The organism is Azospirillum sp. OGB3, assembly GCF_014192915.1.
In the GTDB taxonomy this organism is placed as follows: domain Bacteria; phylum Pseudomonadota; class Alphaproteobacteria; order Azospirillales; family Azospirillaceae; genus Azospirillum.
The window spans coordinates 619,634-637,672 of record NZ_JACHYN010000001.1; the positions used below are offsets into that span (position 1 = coordinate 619,634).

Sequence of the window (18,039 nt, forward strand, 5' to 3'; positions counted from 1 at the left end):
AAGGTCCTCGTTTCATGGAAACCGTTGCGCTGATCGATTACGGCTCCGGCAACCTGCGTTCCGCCGCCAAGGCTCTGGAGCGCGCGGCGGCGGGGTGCCATGCCTCCTTCCAGGTCCTGGTGACCTCCGACGCCGACGCCGTGCGCAAGGCCGACCGCATCGTCCTGCCAGGTGTGGGCGCCTTCGCCGACTGCAAGCGCGGCCTGTCGGAGGTTCCCGGCATGCTCGACGCTCTGGACGAGGTGGTGCATGGCAAGGGCCGCCCCTTCCTGGGCATCTGCGTCGGCATGCAGCTGATGGCGGAGCGCGGGCGCGAGTACGGCGTGACCGAGGGGCTGGGCTGGATCAAGGGCGAGGTGGTGAAGCTGGAGCCCGCCGACCCGACGCTGAAGATCCCGCACATGGGCTGGAACGAGCTGGACATCCGCCGGGAGCATCCGCTGCTGGCCGGCCTGCCGGAACGGGCCCACGCCTATTTCGTCCACTCCTACCGCTTCGCCGTGGAGCGGCCGGAGGACGTGATCGCCAGCGCCGATTACGGTGGTCCCTTCGCCGCGGTGGTCGGGCGCGACAATCTGGTCGGCACCCAGTTCCACCCGGAAAAGAGCCAGGAGACCGGGCTCGCCCTGGTCGCCAACTTCCTGACCTGGCGGGTCTGACGATGACCGACGTCACGGTCGAGCGCATCGAGACGCTGAAGACGGGCGACCTGCACGACCTGTGCGACGCCGCCGACGACGCCGTGAAGGCCGGCGGCGGCTTCGGCTGGGTGGCGCCGCCCGCCCGCGAGATCATGGAACGCTACTGGAAGGGCGTCCTGGTGGTGCCGGAGCGCATCCTGTTCGTCGGCCGGCTGGACGGCGTCATCGCCGGCTCCGCCCAGCTCGTGAAACCGGCCCGCAACAACGAGGCGCAGGCCCACGCCGCCACCCTGACCACCAGCTTCGTCGCCCCCTGGGCGCGCGGCCATGGCCTCGCCCGCCGCCTGACCGTGGCGGTCGAGGAGGAGGCGCGGGCGTCCGGCTTCCGCGTGCTGAACCTCGACGTGCGCGAGACCCAGACCGCGGCCATCGCGCTGTACGAGGATCTGGGCTTCCGCCGCTGGGGCACGCATCCCTTCTATGCGCTGGTGGACGGCAAAAAGCTGGCCGGCCATTTTTATGTGAAAGACCTCACCCCCGACACGCTTCACGACACGCCATAGGACGAGACACCGCGATGATCATCTATCCCGCCATCGACCTCAAAGACGGTGCCTGCGTTCGGCTGCTGCGCGGCGAGATGAGCCAGGCGACCGTCTTCAACACCGAACCCGCCGATCAGGCCCGCCTGTTCGAAAGCCAGGGCTTCGAATGGCTGCATCTGGTCGATCTGAACGGCGCCTTCGAAGGCAAGCCGGTCAACGGCAAGGCGGTTGAGAGCATCCTGGGCGCCGTGACCATTCCGGTGCAGCTGGGCGGCGGCATCCGCGACCTGAAGACCATCGCCCTATGGCTGGAGAAGGGCGTCAGCCGCGTCATCCTCGGCACCGTCGCCCTGCGCGAGCCGGAGCTGGTCCGCGAAGCCTGCCGGGAGTTCCCCGGCAAGGTCGCCGTCGGCATCGACGCGCGCGAGGGCTATGTGGCCGTTGCCGGCTGGGCCGAGACCTCGACCATCAAGGCGTTGGATCTGGCGCTGAAGTTCGAGGACAGCGGCGTCGCCGCCATCATCTACACCGACATCAACCGCGACGGCGCCATGGGCGGCGTGAACGTCGAGGCGACCTCCGACCTCGCCTTCCACCTGACCACCCCGGTGATCGCGTCGGGCGGCGTCTCCTCCATCGACGATCTGATCGCATTGAAGAAGGAGGAGGACACCGGCATCCAGGGCGTCATCTGCGGCCGCGCGCTCTACGACGGGCGCATCGACCCGAAGACCGCGCTCGACCTCCTCTCCCCCGCTCCCGTGACCGGAAAGGCCGGCTGATGCTCAAGATGCGCGTCATCCCCTGCCTGGACGTCAAGGACGGGCGGGTCGTCAAGGGGGTCAACTTCGTCGATCTGATCGACGCCGGCGATCCCGTGGAGCAGGCCCGCGTCTATGACCGGGAGGGGGCGGACGAGCTGACCTTCCTCGACATCACGGCCAGCCACGAGAACCGCGACACCATCTACGACGTGGTGCGCCGCACCGCCGAGCAGGTGTTCATGCCGCTGACCGTCGGCGGCGGCGTGCGCACGGTCGAGGACATCCGCAAGCTGCTGCTGGCCGGCGCCGACAAGGTGTCGATCAACACCGCGGCCATCCACCGTCCGGAGTTCGTGCAGGAGGCGGCGGAGAAGTTCGGCGCCCAGTGCATCGTCGTCGCCATCGACGCCAAGCAGGTCGAGCCGGGCCGCTGGGAGATCTTCACCCACGGCGGGCGCAAGGCGACGGGCATCGACGCCATCGAGTGGGCCAAGCGCATGGAGTCCTACGGCGCCGGCGAGATCCTGCTGACCTCGATGGACCGCGACGGCACCAAGAGCGGCTTCGACCTCGCTTTGACCCGCAAGGTGGCCGACGGCCTGCGCATCCCGGTCATCGCGTCGGGCGGCGTCGGCACGCTGGACCATCTGGTGGAGGGCATCCGCGAGGGCCACGCCACGGCGGTGCTGGCGGCCTCGATCTTCCATTTCGGCACCTACACCATCGGGCAGGCCAAGGCGGCGCTGGCCGCCGCCGGCATCCCGGTGCGCCCGGCCCGGCCCGTGGCCTCCGCGGCGGAGACGGCCCATGTCTGACGACAAGGCCGTCAACGCCGAGGTGCTGGACCGGCTCTATGCCACCGTCCAGGCGCGCAAGGGCGCCGATCCGGAGACCTCCTACACCGCCAAGCTGTTCCACCGCGGCACCGCCAAGATCGCCCAGAAGGTCGGCGAAGAGGCGGTGGAGACGGTCATCGAGGCGGTGCGCGGCGACAAGGCGGCGATGGCCTCGGAATCGGCGGACCTGCTCTATCACCTGATGGTGCTGTGGGCCGACGCCGGTCTGGAGCCCGCCGCGGTGTGGGAGAAGCTGGCCCAGCGCGAGGGCACCAGCGGCATCGCCGAGAAGAACGCGCGCAAGGCTTAACAAGGTTCAAGGCGGAAGGGGAAACGACGCGATGGCCAAGACCTACGACCCGAACAACGTCTTCGCCCGCATCCTGCGCGGCGAGATCCCGTGCAAGAAGGTCATGGAGACCGAGCACGCGCTGGCCTTCCACGACATCAACCCGCAGGCCCCGACGCACATCCTGGTGATCCCGAAGGGCGCCTACGTCGACATGGACGATTTCAGCGCCCGCGCGACCGAGGCGGAGATCGCCGGCCTGTTCCGCGCGGTCGGCGAGGTGGCCCGCGGCGCCGGCGCCGCCGAGCCCGGCTACCGCATCCTGTCCAACTGCGGCGAAGACGCGAACCAGGAGGTTCCGCACCTGCACATCCACGTGTTCGCCGGCCGCCGCCTGGGCCCGATGATCACCAAAGGGTGAGCCTCGGCGTGGCGATCCACGTGAAACATCGTCTCGAATGGAAAGGGCGCCGGGGAAACCCTCGGCGCCCTTTTCTTTTGGTCCGGTTCTTTTTTGATTCAGGTGCCGCGCTCACACCATGGCGCGGATCTGCCGTTCCGCCGCTTCGCCGTCGATGCGGCAGTAGACGGCCTGGACGACGCTGAAGGCACCGAAGGCGAACAGCCCGGTCGCCACGATCCCGAGCAGCCAGGGGCCGTAGGGCTGCTGCTGGAGGAACTGCAGCGCCTTGAGCAGCCCGCCGGACTCCGACGAGTCCGACTGCCACGCCGCCACCAGGAAGAAGCTGCCGACCACCGCGAAGACCAGCCCCTTGGCGGCGAAGCCAAAGCGGCCGATCGGGCAGATGACCTTCATGGTGTTCGGATCGGCGTCCAGTTCACGGCGGAAGCTGGCCTTGTAGGCCTTGACGGCATGGGCGATGGCCGCACCGATGATGGCGGCCCCGACCGCGGCGACCAGGACGCGGCCCATCGGCTTGGCGAGCAGCCAGGCCGTCCAGTCATGCGCCGCCGCCTCGCCGTCGCCGCTGCCGCCGCCGCGCCCGGCCAGCAGCTTGATGGCGAAAATTGCCAGACCGGCGTGGATCACTCCGGCGACGACGAAGCCGGCGCGGATCACCAGCCCCTTGGGCGAGGTTCCGGCATGGTTGACGTCCAGCACCGCCTGCATGACCCGCCACAGCGCGTAGCCGGCCAGCCCGAGCGCCGTCAACGCCAGCAGGACCGAGCCGAAGGGATTCTGGAACAGCTCGACCAGCGCCCCCTTGGTGTCGGTCGGCCGGTTGCTGCCATAGGCCGCCGTGACGGCGAACCATCCGACGATGAGATAGACGAGGCCGCGCGCGGCGTAGCCCAGCCGCGCCAGCCCTTCGATTTCGTTGAGCCTGTCGATTTGCCGTTGCAGCGGGGTCATGGCCCCCTCCCCCGTGTGTCAACCAGAGCCGTCGTCATCGGCGCTGGTTGACACAACCGAAGCCGCTGCGCTTCGGTTCCTCGGCGGGTGGCAAACAGGCGGCGGTCAGCTGGCCGAGGCGACGGTTTTCGGCAGCAGGACGTAATACTCCCCGGCGCTCTTCATCACGCCGGCCTTCGCCTCCGCTTCCGGACCGTGGCCCCAGAAGACGTCGCCGCGGACCGGACCGCGGATGGCCCCGCCGGTGTCCTGGGCGATCAGCAGGCGGCGCAGCCGCGCCTGGGCGTCCTGCGGGTCCTCGGCGTCCAGCCAGACCGGCACGCCGTAGGGCAGGAACTTGGAATCGATGGCGAGGCTGCGCCCCGGCGTCAGGGCGACGTTCTGGGCGCCGTTCGGCCCCTCCCCCTTCAGCTCCTGGAAGAAGACGTAGGAGGGGTTCTTGTTCATCAGCGCCGCCGCCTCGCCGGGGTTGGCCTGGAGCCAGGCACGGATGGTCTGGAGCGACACCTCCTCGCGCTTCAGGGCGCCGCGGTCGATCAGCTCGCGCCCGATGGCGACGTATTTGTGGCCGTTCTGGGCGGCGTAGCCGACGCGCGTCTCCGTCCCGTCGGGGAAGCTGACGCGGCCCGACCCCTGGATGTGCAGGAAGAAGGTGGCGATGGGGTCCTGCAGCCAGACCAGTTCCAGCCCCTTGCCGCTCAGCGCCCCGGCCTCGATGGCCGCGCGGTCCTCGAAGGGCTTCAGCCGGCCGGCGGTGACCCGCCCGGCGATGCGCTCGCCCTTCCAGCGGTCGGCGAACTCGCCCAGATCGACCATCACCAGATCGGCGGGGCGCTTGTAAAGCGGCACCGGAAAGGCCGGGTCGGGCGTCCGGCTGCCCTTCAGCTCGACCTCGTAATAGCCGGTGAAGAGGCCGCGCCGCTCGGCGTTGTTGGCCGCGGCGTAGGGGGTGAACCACGTCTCGAAATAGGCCCGCGCCGCCGCGTCGTCGCCGGGCGGCAGCTCGGCCAGCTCGGCGCAAGGGCCCTGCCAGTCCGCCGCCTTGCCGCCGATCCCGTCCGGGCCGATGGAGCGGTCGGCGGCCAGCGCCCTGACCTTCGCGCAGGAGCGCTGGAAGGCCGGCACGGCCTCCGCCACGCGGTCGGCGCTCCAGCCGGGCAGCGCCGTGAAGGCGACGGGGGTGAGGACCAGCTTCTCGGGCGGCGGGGGCGGCGGCGCCTTGGCCTCCTCCTCCTTGCGCTCGCAGCCAATGAGAAACGCCGCGGCAAGGACTGCCGCGGCGCTGAGACGAACAACCGGATGGGAGAGCATCAGAACCGATCGGTCATTGAGGAGTGCGGGTTTCGACGAGCGCCCAGTTCGGGTCGCCGGCGCGGGTGTTGCGGGCGAAGGTCCAGACGTCCACGGCCTCGATCACGCTGTTCGGGTCGCCGTCCACCACGGCACCGGCGCTGTTGCGCACGACGTTCATCTGCTCCGACACGAACTTCACGGTGACCAGGGCGGTCCGGCCGTCCATGCGGGCCTCCACCACGTCGGCGTCGGTGATCGTCTCGATGCGGGTCTCCAGCGTCTCGCCCGCCGCCTGCCGCTCGCGCACCGCACGGGCGAAGTTGTCGTAGACCTCGTCGGAGAGCAGGGGGCGCAGAGTGGCCGTGTCGCCCTTGGCGAAGGCCTCCACGATCATCTGGAAGGCGCCGCGGGCGCCCTGGAGGAAATACTTCTCGTCGAAGCTGGGGTCGGCGGCCTTGATCTGCTCCAGCGCGGTGGCCAGCGACACCGGCTCGTCGGGCGACGGCGCGGCGTTCGGCACGGGCCGCTCGCGGTTGGGCATCGCCACCACGTTGTCGGGTTGGTTGTTGGGGCGGGCCGTGAAGGGGTTCGGCCGCTGGCGTTCCTCACCGGTGCGGCGGCCGAGCACGCTGCGCAGCCGGTACACGAGAAACGCCGCGATCATCGCGAAGATCAGGATCTCGACGAACACAAACCCATCTCCCATCATCCATCCTTCCGGGTGACTGAAGGCCGGCCCCGAAATCACCGGCCCCGCTTGATCCACTACTGGACCCTCCGGCGGGTGAGCATTAAGTGTACCGGAACGGTGCCGGGACCAAGTCCCTGCTCGCTCTCTCCGCCGAGGATTCCACCCGATGACCCGTGCCGGAGCTGTTCTTCCAACCAAAGATCGGGTGCGTACCCTGGTGTAGATAGGCCCTTGGGGTTGAAAGAGCAAGGACGGCCATGAATCCACTGTTGCTGTTGTTCCTTTTGCTGCCGATCGCGGAAATCGCGACCTTCATCGAGGTCGGCGACTGGATCGGCGCCGGCCCGACGGTCGGGCTGGTCATCCTGTCCGCCATCCTCGGGTCCGTCCTGATCCGCTGGCAGGGCCTGTCCGTGCTGAAGCGCGCCCAGGCGTCGGCGGAGCGCGGCGAGAGCCCGGTCGGCGCGGTGTTCGAGGGCTTCTGCGTCGTCGTCGCCGGCCTGCTGCTGATCATCCCCGGCTTCCTGACGGACATCGTCGGGATTCTGCTGTTCGTGCGCCCGATCCGCAACGCCCTGGGCCGCTGGCTGTTCGACCGTATGAAGGGGGTCGCGTCCTACCAGATGGGTGGCCGCATGGGGGGCCGGAGCTGGAGCAGCAGCGGCCCCGCCGGGTCGGACGGTCACCCGCGCAACCGCCCGCCGCCGGGTGTGATCGACGTCGATTACCAGGAGGTCGACCCCGACGGCGGCCGCCCGGGAAGCGCCGGTCCGGCGGACCGCGACGGGTCGGACGACATGCCCAAGCTGGGTGACTCCCGCTGGGCGCCGCCCGGTTCGCCCCACCGCAACGACCGCGGGTGAAACGCAGCGGTTTCACTTTGTGGAGCCAGCGGTTCCGTGCTAGCCAGCGGGTCTTGAAGACCTTTCCATCGTGATGCCGCCCAGCGGCCAGGAGTTGTCCATGTCCGATCAGCAGATCAACGGTCAAGATCAGGAAGCCGCCTCGTCGCTGCCGATGCATGTGCTGGCGCAGTATGTGAAGGACCTGTCCTTCGAGAACCCCAACGCCCCGCAGAGCCTGCTGCCCGGCCAGCCGCAGCCGCAGGTCAACATCGGCGTGGACGTGCAGGTTCAGCCGATGGGCGAGGACGTCTACGAGGTCGTGCTGAAGCTGCATTGCGAGGCCAAGCAGGCCGAGGCGACCGCCTTCCTGGTCGAGGTCGCCTATGGCGGCCTGTTCCAGCTTCCGGGCCTGCCGCAGGAGCATCACCGCCCGGTGCTGCTGATCGAGGCGCCGCGGATGCTGTTCCCGTTCGCCCGCGCCATCGTGGCCGGCTGCACCCAGGACGGCGGCTTCCCGCCGCTGATGATCAACCCGATCGACTTCGTCGACCTGTACCGCCGCCAGACCGCCGGCCAGCAGGCCCAGGCCGAAGAGGCGCCGCAGTCGCCGTTCTGATCCGGCTCATCGGTTTCGGACAAACAAAAAGGCGGGAGGCTCCAAGGGGCCTCCCGCCTTTTTTGTGCCCTCCCCCGCCCTTGGACCGGGCGGGGGAGATGGCTGCGGACTACTGGTTCATGGACTCGAAGAATTCCGAGTTCGACTTGGTGTGCTTCAGCTTGTCGACCAGGAAGTCCACCGCGTCGGTCACGCCCATCGGCATCAGGATGCGGCGCAGGATCCACATCTTGGAGATGGTGCCCTTGTCGACCAGCAGTTCCTCCTTGCGGGTGCCCGACTTGGAGATGTCGATGGCCGGGAAGGTGCGCTTGTCGGAGAGCTTGCGGTCCAGCACGATCTCCGAGTTGCCGGTGCCCTTGAACTCTTCGAAGATCACCTCGTCCATGCGGCTGCCGGTGTCGATCAGCGCGGTCGCGATGATGGTCAGCGAGCCGCCCTCCTCGATGTTGCGGGCCGCACCGAAGAAGCGCTTCGGGCGCTGCAGCGCGTTGGCGTCGACGCCGCCGGTCAGCACCTTGCCCGAGGAGGGAACGACGGTGTTGTAGGCGCGGGCCAGACGGGTGATGGAGTCCAGAAGGATGACAACGTCGCGCTTGTGCTCGACCAGCCGCTTGGCCTTCTCGATGACCATCTCGGCGACCTGGACGTGGCGCGTCGCCGGCTCGTCGAAGGTGGAGCTGATGACCTCGCCCCGCACGGAGCGGGCCATGTCGGTCACCTCTTCCGGCCGCTCGTCGATCAGCAGGACGATCAGATAGGCTTCCGGGTGGTTGGTCGCGATGGAGTGGGCGATGTTCTGCAGCATCACCGTCTTGCCCGTGCGCGGCGGGGCGACGATCAGCCCGCGCTGGCCCTTGCCCAGCGGCGCCACGAGGTCGATGATGCGGCCCGTGTAGTTCTTCTTGGTCGGGTCGTCGACTTCCATGCGCAGCCGCTCTTCCGGATAGAGCGGGGTCAGGTTGTCGAAGTTGATGCGGTGGCGGACCTTGTCCGGCGCATCGAAGTTGATCGTGTTGACCTTGAGAAGGGCGAAGTAGCGCTCGCCGTCCTTGGGCGCGCGGATCTGCCCCTCGACCGTGTCGCCGGTGCGCAGGCCGAAGCGGCGCACCTGGCTGGGGCTGACATAGATGTCGTCGGGGCCGGGAAGATAGTTGGCCTCCGGCGAGCGCAGGAACCCGAAGCCGTCCTGAAGAACCTCGAGCACGCCGTCGCCGTAGATCGGAACATCGTTTTCCGCCAACTGCTTGAGGATGGCGAACATCATGTCCTGCTTGCGCAGCGTGCTGGCGTTCTCGATCTGCAGTTCCTCCGCGAACGCCAGCAGTTCGGCGGGGCTCTTGCACTTCAGCTCTTGGAGATGCATGGGGGTGCCTTAAGGGAATCGGTCATGCGAGGGGGAGTGCCAGAGGTCCCGGGCCGGCGCAGGGTGCGTCGGTTGAGCGTCGGACGGCGCTGAAGGCTGGGAATGCCTGTCGGACGTCGCGCCCAGATCGTTGGGGAGGGACGGAACGGCGGATGTGGGATGGGTGCCCGCGAGGCTTGCCGCCCCGTGGTGGGAAAGATGGTTAGCGGAACGCCGTCTGCAAGTCAAATGAAAGCGAATTCTTGGAAACAGGGTGGATTCTTGCGCCTCCCCGTCCGGGTCATGATGCCGCATCCCCTGTTATCCAGGCCACCAGCGTACGACCTGGACGTTCAGGATAGAAACGGTTTGGTTGAGATCATGAGCCCGCATGACCGTTCCGGACCCGGAACCATCGCCGCTCCCGAAGCCGCCACCACCCTGCCCTGGCACGCCCAGCCCCCGGACCAGGCCTTGGCCGCGTTGGACAGTCCCGACGACGGGCTGACCGCCGACGAGGCGGCGGAGCGCCGGCGCCGCTACGGCCCCAACCGGCTGACCCCGCCGCCCCGACGGTCGGCGCTGATGCGCTTCCTGGCCCAGTTCGACAATCTGCTGATCTACGTGCTGATCGGCGCGGGCGTCGTCACGGTCCTGCTGGGCGAGTTCGTGGACGCCGCGGTCATCGCCGGCGTCGTGCTGATCAACGCCGCCATCGGCTACGTCCAGGAGGGCAAGGCGGAGCAGGCGCTGGACGCCATCCGCAGCATGCTGTCGCCGCAGGCCGTGGTCCTGCGCGGCGGCCATCAGGTCACCGTCCCGGCGGAGGAGCTGGTGCCCGGCGACCGGGTGCTGCTGGCCTCGGGCGACAAGGTGCCGGCGGACCTGCGGCTGGTCCGCGTCAAGGGCCTGCGCGTGCAGGAGGCGGCGCTGACCGGGGAATCCGTGCCGGTCGCCAAGAGCGCCGACGCGGTGGCTGCGGACGCTCCCCTGGCGGAGCGCGGTGGTATGGCCTATTCCGGCACGCTGGTGGCCCAGGGACAGGCCACCGGCGTGGTGGTTGCGACGGGGGACCGGACGGAGCTGGGCCGCATCGGCACGCTCCTGGCGGGCGTGGAGGAGCTGACCACGCCGCTGCTCGCCCAGATGGCCGTCTTCGGGCGCTGGCTGACCATCGGCATCCTGGCGCTGACCGCGCTGACCTTCCTCTACGGCGCGCTGGTCCGGGGGGAGCCCTGGCCGGAGATGGTCATGGCCGCGGTCGGTCTGGCGGTGGCGGCGATTCCGGAGGGGCTGCCGGCGGTGATGACGATCACGCTGGCCATCGGCGTCACCCGCATGGCCCGGCGCAACGCCATCATCCGACGCCTGCCGGCGGTGGAGACGCTGGGCTCGGTCGGGATCATCTGCTCCGACAAGACCGGCACGCTGACCCGCAACGAACTGGTCGTGCAGAGCGTGGTGACCGCCGGGGGCGATTGCGCGGTGACCGGCACCGGCTACCGCCCCGAGGGCGAGTTCCGCCGCGACGGCGTGGCCCTGGACCCAACCGCCGATCCCGTGCTGGCCGAGTTGGCCCGCGCCGCCCTGCTGTGCAACGACGCGGAGCTTCAGCGCGGCGAGGATGGCGGCGGCTGGACGGTGGCCGGCGACCCGACCGACGGCGCGCTGCTGGCGCTCGGCATGAAGGCCGGTCTCGACGCGCGGGAGGAAGCCGCCCGTTGCCCGCGTACGGACGTCATCCCCTTCGAATCCGAACACAAGTACATGGCCACCCTGCACCACGACCATGAGGGGCACGGGCTGCTGTACGTCAAGGGCGCGCCGGAGCGCGTGCTGTCCATGTGCGCGCACGTACGGGCAGCGGACGGCGGCAGCGCGTCGCTGGACATGGCCCATTGGCTGGCGCGGGTGGAGGACTTGGCGGCCCGCGGCCAGCGCGTCCTGGCGCTCGCCGGCCGCCCCGCTTTGCCCGGCCAGACCGTGCTCGACATGGACGACGTGCGGGAGGGGCTGACCCTGCTCGGCCTGTGCGGTTTCATCGATCCGGCGCGGGAGGAAGCGGTGGCGGCGGTCGCCGAGTGCCAGGCGGCTGGAATCCGCGTCAAGATGATCACCGGCGACCACGCCGGCACCGCCCAGGCCATCGGACGGCAGTTCAACCTGTCGGGCGACGCGGTGTCCGGGACCGAGCTGGATCGGCTGGACGACGACGCGCTCGTCGCCGTGGCGCGCGACGCCGACGTCTTCGCCCGCACCACGCCGGAGCACAAGCTGCGCCTCGTCCGCGCGCTCCAGACGGCCGGCTACACGGTCGCGATGACCGGCGACGGGGTGAACGACGCCCCCGCCCTGAAGCGCGCCGACGTCGGCGTCGCCATGGGCTGCAAGGGCACGGAGGCCGCGAAGGAGGCCGCCAGCATGGTTCTGGCCGACGACAACTTCGCCTCCATCGCCCACGCGGTGGAGGAAGGGCGGACCGTCTACGACAATCTGCGCAAGACGATCCTGTTCATGCTGCCGACCAACGGCGCCCAGGCGCTGGTGATCCTGGTCGCCGTGCTGGCCGGCTACACGCTGCCGATCACCCCGGTCCAGATTCTCTGGGTCAACATGGTGACCGCGGTGACGCTGGGTCTGGCCCTGGCCTTCGAGCCGCCGGAGGCCGCGGTGATGAAGCGCCCGCCCCGCCCGCAGGACGAGCCGATCCTGCCCGGCTTTCTGATCGGGCGCATGGTGCTGGTGATGGCGCTTCTGGTCGCCGCCAGCTTCGGATTCTTCCTGCTGCACGAGGGCCACGGCGACCCGACGCCGGTCGCCCGCACCATGGCCGTCAACGCGCTGGTGATGGGGGAGATCTTCTTCCTGCTGAACGCGCGGGCGGTGACCGCCTCGGTGCTGAACCGGCGGGGGCTGTTTGGCAGCCGCCCGGTGTGGATCTCGATCGGCCTGATGCTGGTCTTTCAGCTCGCCTTCACCTACGCCCCGCCCCTGCAGAGCCTGTTCGGCACGGCGGCGGTGGACTGGACCCAGTGGGTGGCCATGACGGCGGCCGGTCTGGCGATCTTCCTGGCGGTGGAGGCGGAGAAGGCGGTCACTCGCCGGATGATGGGACGGCGGGGCTGACCGCCGTCCCATTCCGTCAGAACGGCTTCACGATCACGAAGATGACGATGCCGATCATCAACAGGGTCGGCGCCTCGTTCCACATGCGGAAGAAGCGCTGCGGGCGGGTGTTGCGGTCCGCCTCGAAGTCCTTGCGCCAGCGCGCCATCATCATGTGCGTGCCGGTGAGCGCCAGGACGAACAGCAGCTTGGCGTGCAGCCAGCCCTGCTTCATCCAGGCCGGCTCCATCACGATCATCGCGATTCCGAACAGGTAGGCGGCACCCATCGCCGGATTCATGATGGCGCGCAGCAGGCGGCGTTCCATCACCTTGAACCGCTCCGAGGATTCGGAGCCCGGCGCCGTCTCGCAATGGTAGACGAACAGCCGCGGCAGATAGAGAAGCCCGGCCATCCAGGCGATGATGCTGATGACGTGCAGAGCCTTGACCCAGAGATAAAGCACTGGAATCCCCTTCCCTTCCCGTTGCGCGCTTGTTTTGGACCCCGCCGGGGCCTCAGCCCCGGTTCGGCCAGTCCTTGATCAGACGGGCCAGTTCGGCCACGTGGTCCGGCGGGGTGGTCTGGATCACGCCGTGGCCCAGGTTGAAGACGAAGGGCTTGCCGGCGAGCGTCTCCAGAATCTCCGACGCGGCGGTCCGCAGCGCCTCGCCACCGGCGGCGAGCATGATCGGGTCGAGGTTGCCCTGCACCGGCAATCTGGATTGCAGATTCCCGGCCGCCCAAGCCACCGGGACGGTGGTGTCGAGCCCGACTGCATCCACCCCACTGCCCGCCACGTAAGCCTCATAGGAGAGGCCCGCACCGCGCGGGAAACCGATGACCGGAATCGCGGGGTGGCGCGCCTTGATGAGATCCACGATCCGTCGCGTCGGCTCGATCACCCAGCGGCGGAATTCGCCAGCCGGCAGGACGCCCGCCCAGCTGTCGAACAGCTGCACGACCTCGGCCCCGGCCTCGATCTGGGTGCACAGGTAATCGGCCGTCACCTCGACCAGCAGATCCATCAGCGCGCCGAACCCGGCGGGGTCGCCGTAGGCCCAGCGCTTGACGTGCGCGTACTCCTTGGACCCCGCCCCTTCGACCATGTAGCAGGCGATGGTCCAGGGCGCCCCGGCAAAGCCGATCAGCGTGGTGTGCGCCGGAATCGCACGGGAGAGGCGGCGGACGGTCTCATAGACCGGCTCCAGCCGTTCGTGGAAGCGGTCGCGCGACAGGCGCTTGAGGTCTTCCACGCTTCTCACAGGGTCGAGCTTCGGCCCCTCGCCCTCCAGGAAGGCCAGCGGCTGGCCCAGGGCGTGCGGCACCACCAGGATGTCGGAGAACAGAATCGCGGCGTCCATGTCGTAGCGGCGCAGCGGCTGCAGGGTCACCTCCACCGCGTGGTCGGGGTTGTAGCACATGTCCAGGAAGCTGCCGGCCTTGGCGCGTAATTCCCGATATTCCGGCAGGTAACGGCCGGCCTGGCGCATCAGCCAGAAGGGCGGGCGCTGACGCACCTCGCCGGCGAGGGCGGCGAGCATCGGCTTGGCAATCTTGGACACGGCCTCGGACACGGCGGATCGTTCCCCTATGAGTGAATTGGGTCTGCGGGTTGTCTCCCCTCTACTCAGTATTCTTTTTAAAGAGAGAAAGGAAGAAGGGGTGGTGGGTGCCTGTGGAAAACGGGAATCCCCGCTTTGCGCGGAATCGTCCACAGGCCGGACGGCGCGCTGTGGACGAAAATCGGATTCTGTGGACGACTCCGGACGCTTTCGCCGGAAACAGCGGAAATGCTATACCGCGAAGCCTGGGAATCCCGTGGATAACATGGTCCGCGGGAGTCATTGTACCCATGTTCCGGAGAGGGCGCGCGGATTGTCCCGAAGGGGGCGCCAGCGGGGGCGACGAGTCCCGCCCGGAGGGACAGAATCCAGGAGATCCCCGTTGTCCACAGATTCGGACGGGTTCTCCACAACACGTTGGGGACGGATGAGACAGTTCCACCTGCATCTTGTGTCGGACGCGACCGGCGAGACGATCAACAGCGTCGCCCGCGCCTGCGTCATCCAGTTCGACGATGTTCGCCCGGTCGAGCATTTCTGGAATCTCGTGCGGACCGAGCGTCAGCTCGACATGGTTCTGGAGGGCGTCCAGGAGAATCGCGGCCTCGTCATGTTCACGCTGGTCGACGAGAAGCTGCGCCGCCGCCTCCAGGACTTCTGCCGCGAGGTGCAGGTCCCCTGCATTCCGGTGCTCGACCCGCTGATCAACGCGCTGGCCGCCTTCCTCGGCGTGGAATCGCAGCGCCAGCCCGGCCGCCAGCACGCCTTGGACGCCGAGTATTTCGGGCGCATGGACGCGATGGATTTCGCGCTGGCGCACGACGACGGCCAGTCGAGCTGGGACCTGCACGAGGCCGACGTGATCCTGATGGGCGTGTCGCGCACGTCGAAGACACCGACCTGCATCTATCTGGCGAACCGCGGCATCAAGGCGGCGAACATCCCGATCGTTCCCGGATGCCCGATGCCGCCGGAAATCGAGAAGCTGACCCGGCCGCTGGTCGTCGGCCTGACCAAGGACCCGGACCGTCTGGTGCAGATCCGCCGCAACCGGCTGAAGCTGTTGAACCAGAACGAGTCCTCGACCTACGTCGATCCCGAAGTGGTGCGCGCCGAGGTCACCGACGCCCGGCGCATGTTCACCCGGCGCGGCTGGCCGGTGATCGACGTGTCGCGCCGCTCCATCGAGGAGACGGCGGCCGAGATCATGATGCTGCTCGCCCGCCGCCAGAGCGGCGGCCTGCCCGGCGTCGTCCCCGAGGGGCCCCTGACGTGAGCGGAGCGGTTCCCATCGTCGTCCTCGCCTCCGGCTCCCGCACGCGGGCGGAGATGCTGGAGCGCGCCGGGGTGCGCGTCTCCCTCGCCCCCGCCGCGGTGGACGAGGAGGAGATCAAGCTGGCCGCCCGCGCCGAGGGCGCCCCGGTCGAGGATGTGGCCGAGGCGTTGGCCGAGCTGAAGGCGCAGCGGGTCACCCGCAAGCACCCCGGCGCCCTGGTGATCGGCGCCGACCAGATGCTGGAGTGCGAGGGCCGCTGGTTCGACAAGCCGGCCGACCGCGAGGCCGCCCGGGCCCAGCTCCAGGACCTGCGCGGCAAGACGCACCGGCTGGTGAGCTGCGCCGTGGTGATCCGCGACGGCGAGCGGCTGTGGCACCATGTGGACCGCGCCCGCCTGACCATGCGCCCCTTCAGCGACGCCTTCCTGGAGTCCTACCTGAACGCGGCGGGCGACGACGTGCTGGGGTCGGTTGGTGCCTATCACCTCGAAGGCTTGGGCGCGCAGCTCTTCCACCGGGTGGACGGCGACTTCTTCACGATCCTCGGGCTGCCGCTGCTGCCGCTGCTCGGGTTCCTGCGGGTGCATGGGGTGATTGCGGAATGACGATCAGCGGCAAGGCGACGCTGGCCGGGGTGATGGGCTGGCCGATCGGCCATTCGCGCTCGCCCCGGCTGCACGGCTATTGGCTGGAGCAATACGGCATCGACGGCGCCTATGTGCCGCTGGCCGTTCCGCCCGACCGGATCGAGCAGGCCATCCGCGCCCTGCCCGCGCTCGGCTTCCGCGGCTGCAACGTCACGGTGCCGCACAAGGAGGCTGCTTACCGCACGGTCGATCGGCTGGACGCCACCGCCAAGCGGATGGGTGCGGTGAACACCATCGTGGTTGGCGACGACGGGTCGCTGGAGGGCCGCAACACCGACGGCTTCGGCTTCATCGAGAACCTGAAGAGCGGCGCACCGGGCTGGAAGGCTGCGGACGGTCCGGCGCTGGTCATCGGGGCCGGTGGTGCCGCGCGGGCCGTCGTCGCCTCCCTGCTCGACGAAGGGGCGCCGCAGGTCTGGCTGGTCAACCGCACGCGGGCGCGGGCGGACGAGTTGGCAGCCGATATCGGCAACAGCGATGGGGTCGGCGCCATCGAGACCGCCGATTGGGTTTCACGTGAAACGCTTCTCGAAGGCGCGGCGCTGGTGGTGAACACGACGACCCAGGGCATGGCCGGCCAGCCGCCACTGGAGCTGGACCTGCGCGCCCTGCCCGGTTCGGCCGTCGTTACCGACATCGTCTACACGCCCCTGATGACCCCGCTGCTGACCGCTGCGCAAGCCCGCGGCAATCGCGTGGTGGACGGCGTCGGCATGCTGCTCCACCAGGCCCGCCCCGGCTTCGCCGCCTGGTTCGGCCGGGAGCCTGAGGTGACCGAGGGGCTGAAGGCGGCCGTTCTCCAGGGCTGAGGTCGCGCGATGATCGTCTTGGGACTGACCGGCTCCATCGGCATGGGCAAGAGCACGGCGGCGCGCATGCTGAAGCGCATGGGCGCGCCGGTCTGCGACAGCGATGCGGTGGTGCATGGCCTGCTGGGACGCCACGGCGCGGCGGTGCCGGCCATCGCAGCGGCCTTCCCCGGCGTGGTCGTGGATGGCGCGGTGGACCGGCGGGCGCTGGGCGCCGCGGTGTTCGGCAACCCGGCGGCGCTGAAGCGGCTGGAGGCGATCCTCCACCCGGCGGTGCAGGCGGCACAGCGACGCTTCCTGAAACAAGCGGCACGCCGCCGCGTCCGCGTGGCGGTGCTCGACATCCCGCTGCTGTTCGAGACTGGCGGGGAGCGCAAGGTCGACCGCACCGTGGTGGTCACCGCGCCCCTCCTGGTGCAGAAGTCACGGGTGCTGGCGCGGCCGGGCATGACGCCGGACAAGTTCGCCGCTATTCTGGCCCGGCAGATGCCCGACGCGGAGAAGCGCCGGCGCGCCGACCACGTCGTCAACACCGGCGACGGGCGGCGGGCCACCCGGCGGGCGCTGCGCAACATCCTCGCCGACGTGAAGCGGCGCCGCGGCCGGCAATGGCCGCCGCGGGGATATCAGCCCGGACAGGTGGTTCATGCGTGAGATCGTCCTCGATACGGAAACGACCGGCTTCAAGCCCGAAGAAGGGCACCGGCTGATCGAAATCGGCTGCGTCGAGCTGCACAACCACGTCGCCACCGGCAAGACCTTCCACTGCTACGTCAACCCGGAGCGCGACGTGCCGCCGGACGCGGTGGCGGTGCACGGGCTGACGACGGAGTTCCTGTCGGACAAGCCGCTGTTCAACGACGTGGTGGCCGAGTTCGTGGCCTTCATCGGCGACGCGCCGCTGGTGATCCACAACGCGGCCTTCGACATGCACTTCCTGAACTGGGAGCTGCGGATCGCCGGCTATCCCGTGATGCCGAAGGACCGCGCCATCGACACGCTGCTGATGGCGCGGCAGAAATTCCCCGGCGCACCGGCCACCCTGGACGCGCTCTGCAAACGCTTCGGCGTCGACAACTCCAGCCGCACCTACCACGGCGCGCTTCTCGACGCCCAGCTTCTGGCCGAGGTGTATCTGGAGCTGCGCGGCGGGCGTCAGGCCGGTCTGGCGCTGGCCTCCGGTCCGGCAACGGGCGGCCCCGCGGCGATCCGCATCGACCGCCCCTACCGCGCCCCCCGCGCCCACGCGCCCAGCGAGGAGGAGCTGGCGGCCCATGCGGAGCTTCTCAAGAAGCTGAAGAACCCGCTCTGGGCCGCTGAGTGAGTTGTTATTCCCTCTCCCGTCCCGGGAGAGGGTGGCCCGAAGGGCCGGGTGAGGGGCGCACGAGGATCAAGGC

Annotated in this window: 20 protein-coding genes; 14 read left to right on the forward strand and 6 right to left on the reverse strand. The window is 69.1% G+C overall.

All coding sequences use genetic code 11. The features are described 5' to 3' along the window. Positions 1-14 precede the first annotated feature (14 nt). From hisH to FHW79_RS02960, 6 genes are read left to right on the forward strand one after another with little or no spacing between them, the layout of a single operon-like run. On the forward strand, positions 15-659 hold the full coding sequence (hisH, locus tag FHW79_RS02935) for an imidazole glycerol phosphate synthase subunit HisH (protein WP_183177564.1): 645 nt from the start codon (positions 15-17) through the stop codon (positions 657-659). Positions 660-661: 2 nt separating this feature from the next. After that, positions 662-1,204, forward strand: a complete 543-nt coding sequence (locus FHW79_RS02940) for a GNAT family N-acetyltransferase (RefSeq protein ID WP_183177565.1) — start codon at positions 662-664, stop codon at positions 1,202-1,204. A 14-nt stretch (positions 1,205-1,218) separates the two neighbouring features. Continuing rightward, positions 1,219-1,968, forward strand: a complete 750-nt coding sequence (gene hisA / locus FHW79_RS02945; RefSeq protein ID WP_183177566.1) for a 1-(5-phosphoribosyl)-5-[(5-phosphoribosylamino)methylideneamino]imidazole-4-carboxamide isomerase — start codon at positions 1,219-1,221, stop codon at positions 1,966-1,968. Next, on the forward strand, positions 1,968-2,765 hold the full coding sequence (hisF, locus tag FHW79_RS02950; RefSeq protein WP_145676043.1) for an imidazole glycerol phosphate synthase subunit HisF: 798 nt from the start codon (positions 1,968-1,970) through the stop codon (positions 2,763-2,765). Before hisA ends, hisF begins: the two co-directional genes overlap by 1 nt. Next, positions 2,758-3,096 carry a phosphoribosyl-ATP diphosphatase gene (locus FHW79_RS02955; protein ID WP_183177567.1) on the forward strand — a complete coding sequence of 113 codons (339 nt, stop codon included), beginning with the start codon at positions 2,758-2,760 and terminating at the stop codon, positions 3,094-3,096. The genes hisF and FHW79_RS02955 overlap by 8 nt, the downstream gene beginning before the upstream one ends. A 31-nt stretch (positions 3,097-3,127) precedes the next feature. Next, positions 3,128-3,496: a histidine triad nucleotide-binding protein gene (locus FHW79_RS02960; RefSeq protein ID WP_183177568.1), complete on the forward strand. Its 369-nt coding sequence runs from the start codon at positions 3,128-3,130 to the stop codon at positions 3,494-3,496. A 111-nt stretch (positions 3,497-3,607) separates the two neighbouring features. On the opposite strand, the gene FHW79_RS02965 is transcribed toward FHW79_RS02960, so the two are convergent. The 3 genes from FHW79_RS02965 to FHW79_RS02975 all read right to left on the reverse strand — a co-directional run bounded on the left by FHW79_RS02965 (position 3,608) and on the right by FHW79_RS02975 (position 6,449). Next, on the reverse strand, positions 3,608-4,450 hold the full coding sequence (locus FHW79_RS02965; protein WP_183177569.1) for a DUF1206 domain-containing protein: 843 nt from the start codon (positions 4,448-4,450) through the stop codon (positions 3,608-3,610). Between the two features lie 105 nt (positions 4,451-4,555). Then, the gene (locus tag FHW79_RS02970) at positions 4,556-5,761 is read right to left on the reverse strand and encodes a murein transglycosylase A (RefSeq protein ID WP_183177570.1); all 1,206 of its coding nucleotides are present in this window, start codon (positions 5,759-5,761) and stop codon (positions 4,556-4,558) included. Positions 5,762-5,774: 13 nt separating this feature from the next. Continuing rightward, complete coding sequence (locus tag FHW79_RS02975; RefSeq protein WP_183177571.1) at positions 5,775-6,449, reverse strand: Tim44/TimA family putative adaptor protein; 675 nt, start codon at positions 6,447-6,449, stop codon at positions 5,775-5,777. Positions 6,450-6,691: 242 nt separating this feature from the next. Between FHW79_RS02975 and FHW79_RS02980 the strand changes: the two genes are divergently transcribed. Then, complete coding sequence (locus FHW79_RS02980; protein WP_183177572.1) at positions 6,692-7,297, forward strand: FxsA family protein; 606 nt, start codon at positions 6,692-6,694, stop codon at positions 7,295-7,297. 100 nt (positions 7,298-7,397) lie between these two features. Next, complete coding sequence (secB, locus tag FHW79_RS02985) at positions 7,398-7,895, forward strand: protein-export chaperone SecB (protein ID WP_035670309.1); 498 nt, start codon at positions 7,398-7,400, stop codon at positions 7,893-7,895. A 109-nt stretch (positions 7,896-8,004) separates the two neighbouring features. Here the strand turns inward: secB and rho are convergent, their stop codons facing one another. Beyond that, positions 8,005-9,261, reverse strand: coding sequence for a transcription termination factor Rho (rho, locus tag FHW79_RS02990; protein WP_109069958.1), 1,257 nt, complete (start codon positions 9,259-9,261; stop codon positions 8,005-8,007). 360 nt (positions 9,262-9,621) lie between these two features. On the opposite strand from rho, the gene FHW79_RS02995 reads away from it, so the two are divergent. Beyond that, entirely contained in the window at positions 9,622-12,366 is a 2,745-nt protein-coding gene (locus FHW79_RS02995; RefSeq protein WP_183177573.1) for a cation-transporting P-type ATPase, read from the forward strand. A 16-nt stretch (positions 12,367-12,382) separates the two neighbouring features. Here FHW79_RS02995 and hemJ read toward each other — a convergent pair whose 3' ends face one another. Then, complete coding sequence (hemJ, locus tag FHW79_RS03000) at positions 12,383-12,811, reverse strand: protoporphyrinogen oxidase HemJ (protein WP_038530217.1); 429 nt, start codon at positions 12,809-12,811, stop codon at positions 12,383-12,385. Between the two features lie 52 nt (positions 12,812-12,863). After that, a complete protein-coding gene (gene hemE / locus FHW79_RS03005) occupies positions 12,864-13,889 on the reverse strand; it encodes a uroporphyrinogen decarboxylase (protein ID WP_183177730.1) in 1,026 nt (341 codons plus the stop codon). Positions 13,890-14,337: 448 nt separating this feature from the next. On the opposite strand from hemE, the gene FHW79_RS03010 reads away from it, so the two are divergent. The 5 genes from FHW79_RS03010 to dnaQ are packed head-to-tail and all read left to right on the forward strand — an operon-like array spanning position 14,338 to position 17,966. Next, the gene (locus FHW79_RS03010) at positions 14,338-15,186 is read left to right on the forward strand and encodes a pyruvate, water dikinase regulatory protein (protein ID WP_109069956.1); all 849 of its coding nucleotides are present in this window, start codon (positions 14,338-14,340) and stop codon (positions 15,184-15,186) included. Next, on the forward strand, positions 15,183-15,791 hold the full coding sequence (locus FHW79_RS03015; RefSeq protein ID WP_183177574.1) for a nucleoside triphosphate pyrophosphatase: 609 nt from the start codon (positions 15,183-15,185) through the stop codon (positions 15,789-15,791). Before FHW79_RS03010 ends, FHW79_RS03015 begins: the two co-directional genes overlap by 4 nt. Continuing rightward, positions 15,788-16,642 carry a shikimate dehydrogenase gene (locus FHW79_RS03020; protein WP_183177575.1) on the forward strand — a complete coding sequence of 285 codons (855 nt, stop codon included), beginning with the start codon at positions 15,788-15,790 and terminating at the stop codon, positions 16,640-16,642. Before FHW79_RS03015 ends, FHW79_RS03020 begins: the two co-directional genes overlap by 4 nt. 9 nt (positions 16,643-16,651) lie before the next feature. After that, a complete protein-coding gene (coaE, locus tag FHW79_RS03025) occupies positions 16,652-17,296 on the forward strand; it encodes a dephospho-CoA kinase (protein ID WP_183177576.1) in 645 nt (214 codons plus the stop codon). Beyond that, entirely contained in the window at positions 17,289-17,966 is a 678-nt protein-coding gene (dnaQ, locus tag FHW79_RS03030; protein WP_014238929.1) for a DNA polymerase III subunit epsilon, read from the forward strand. Before coaE ends, dnaQ begins: the two co-directional genes overlap by 8 nt. Positions 17,967-18,039: the final 73 nt, after the last annotated feature.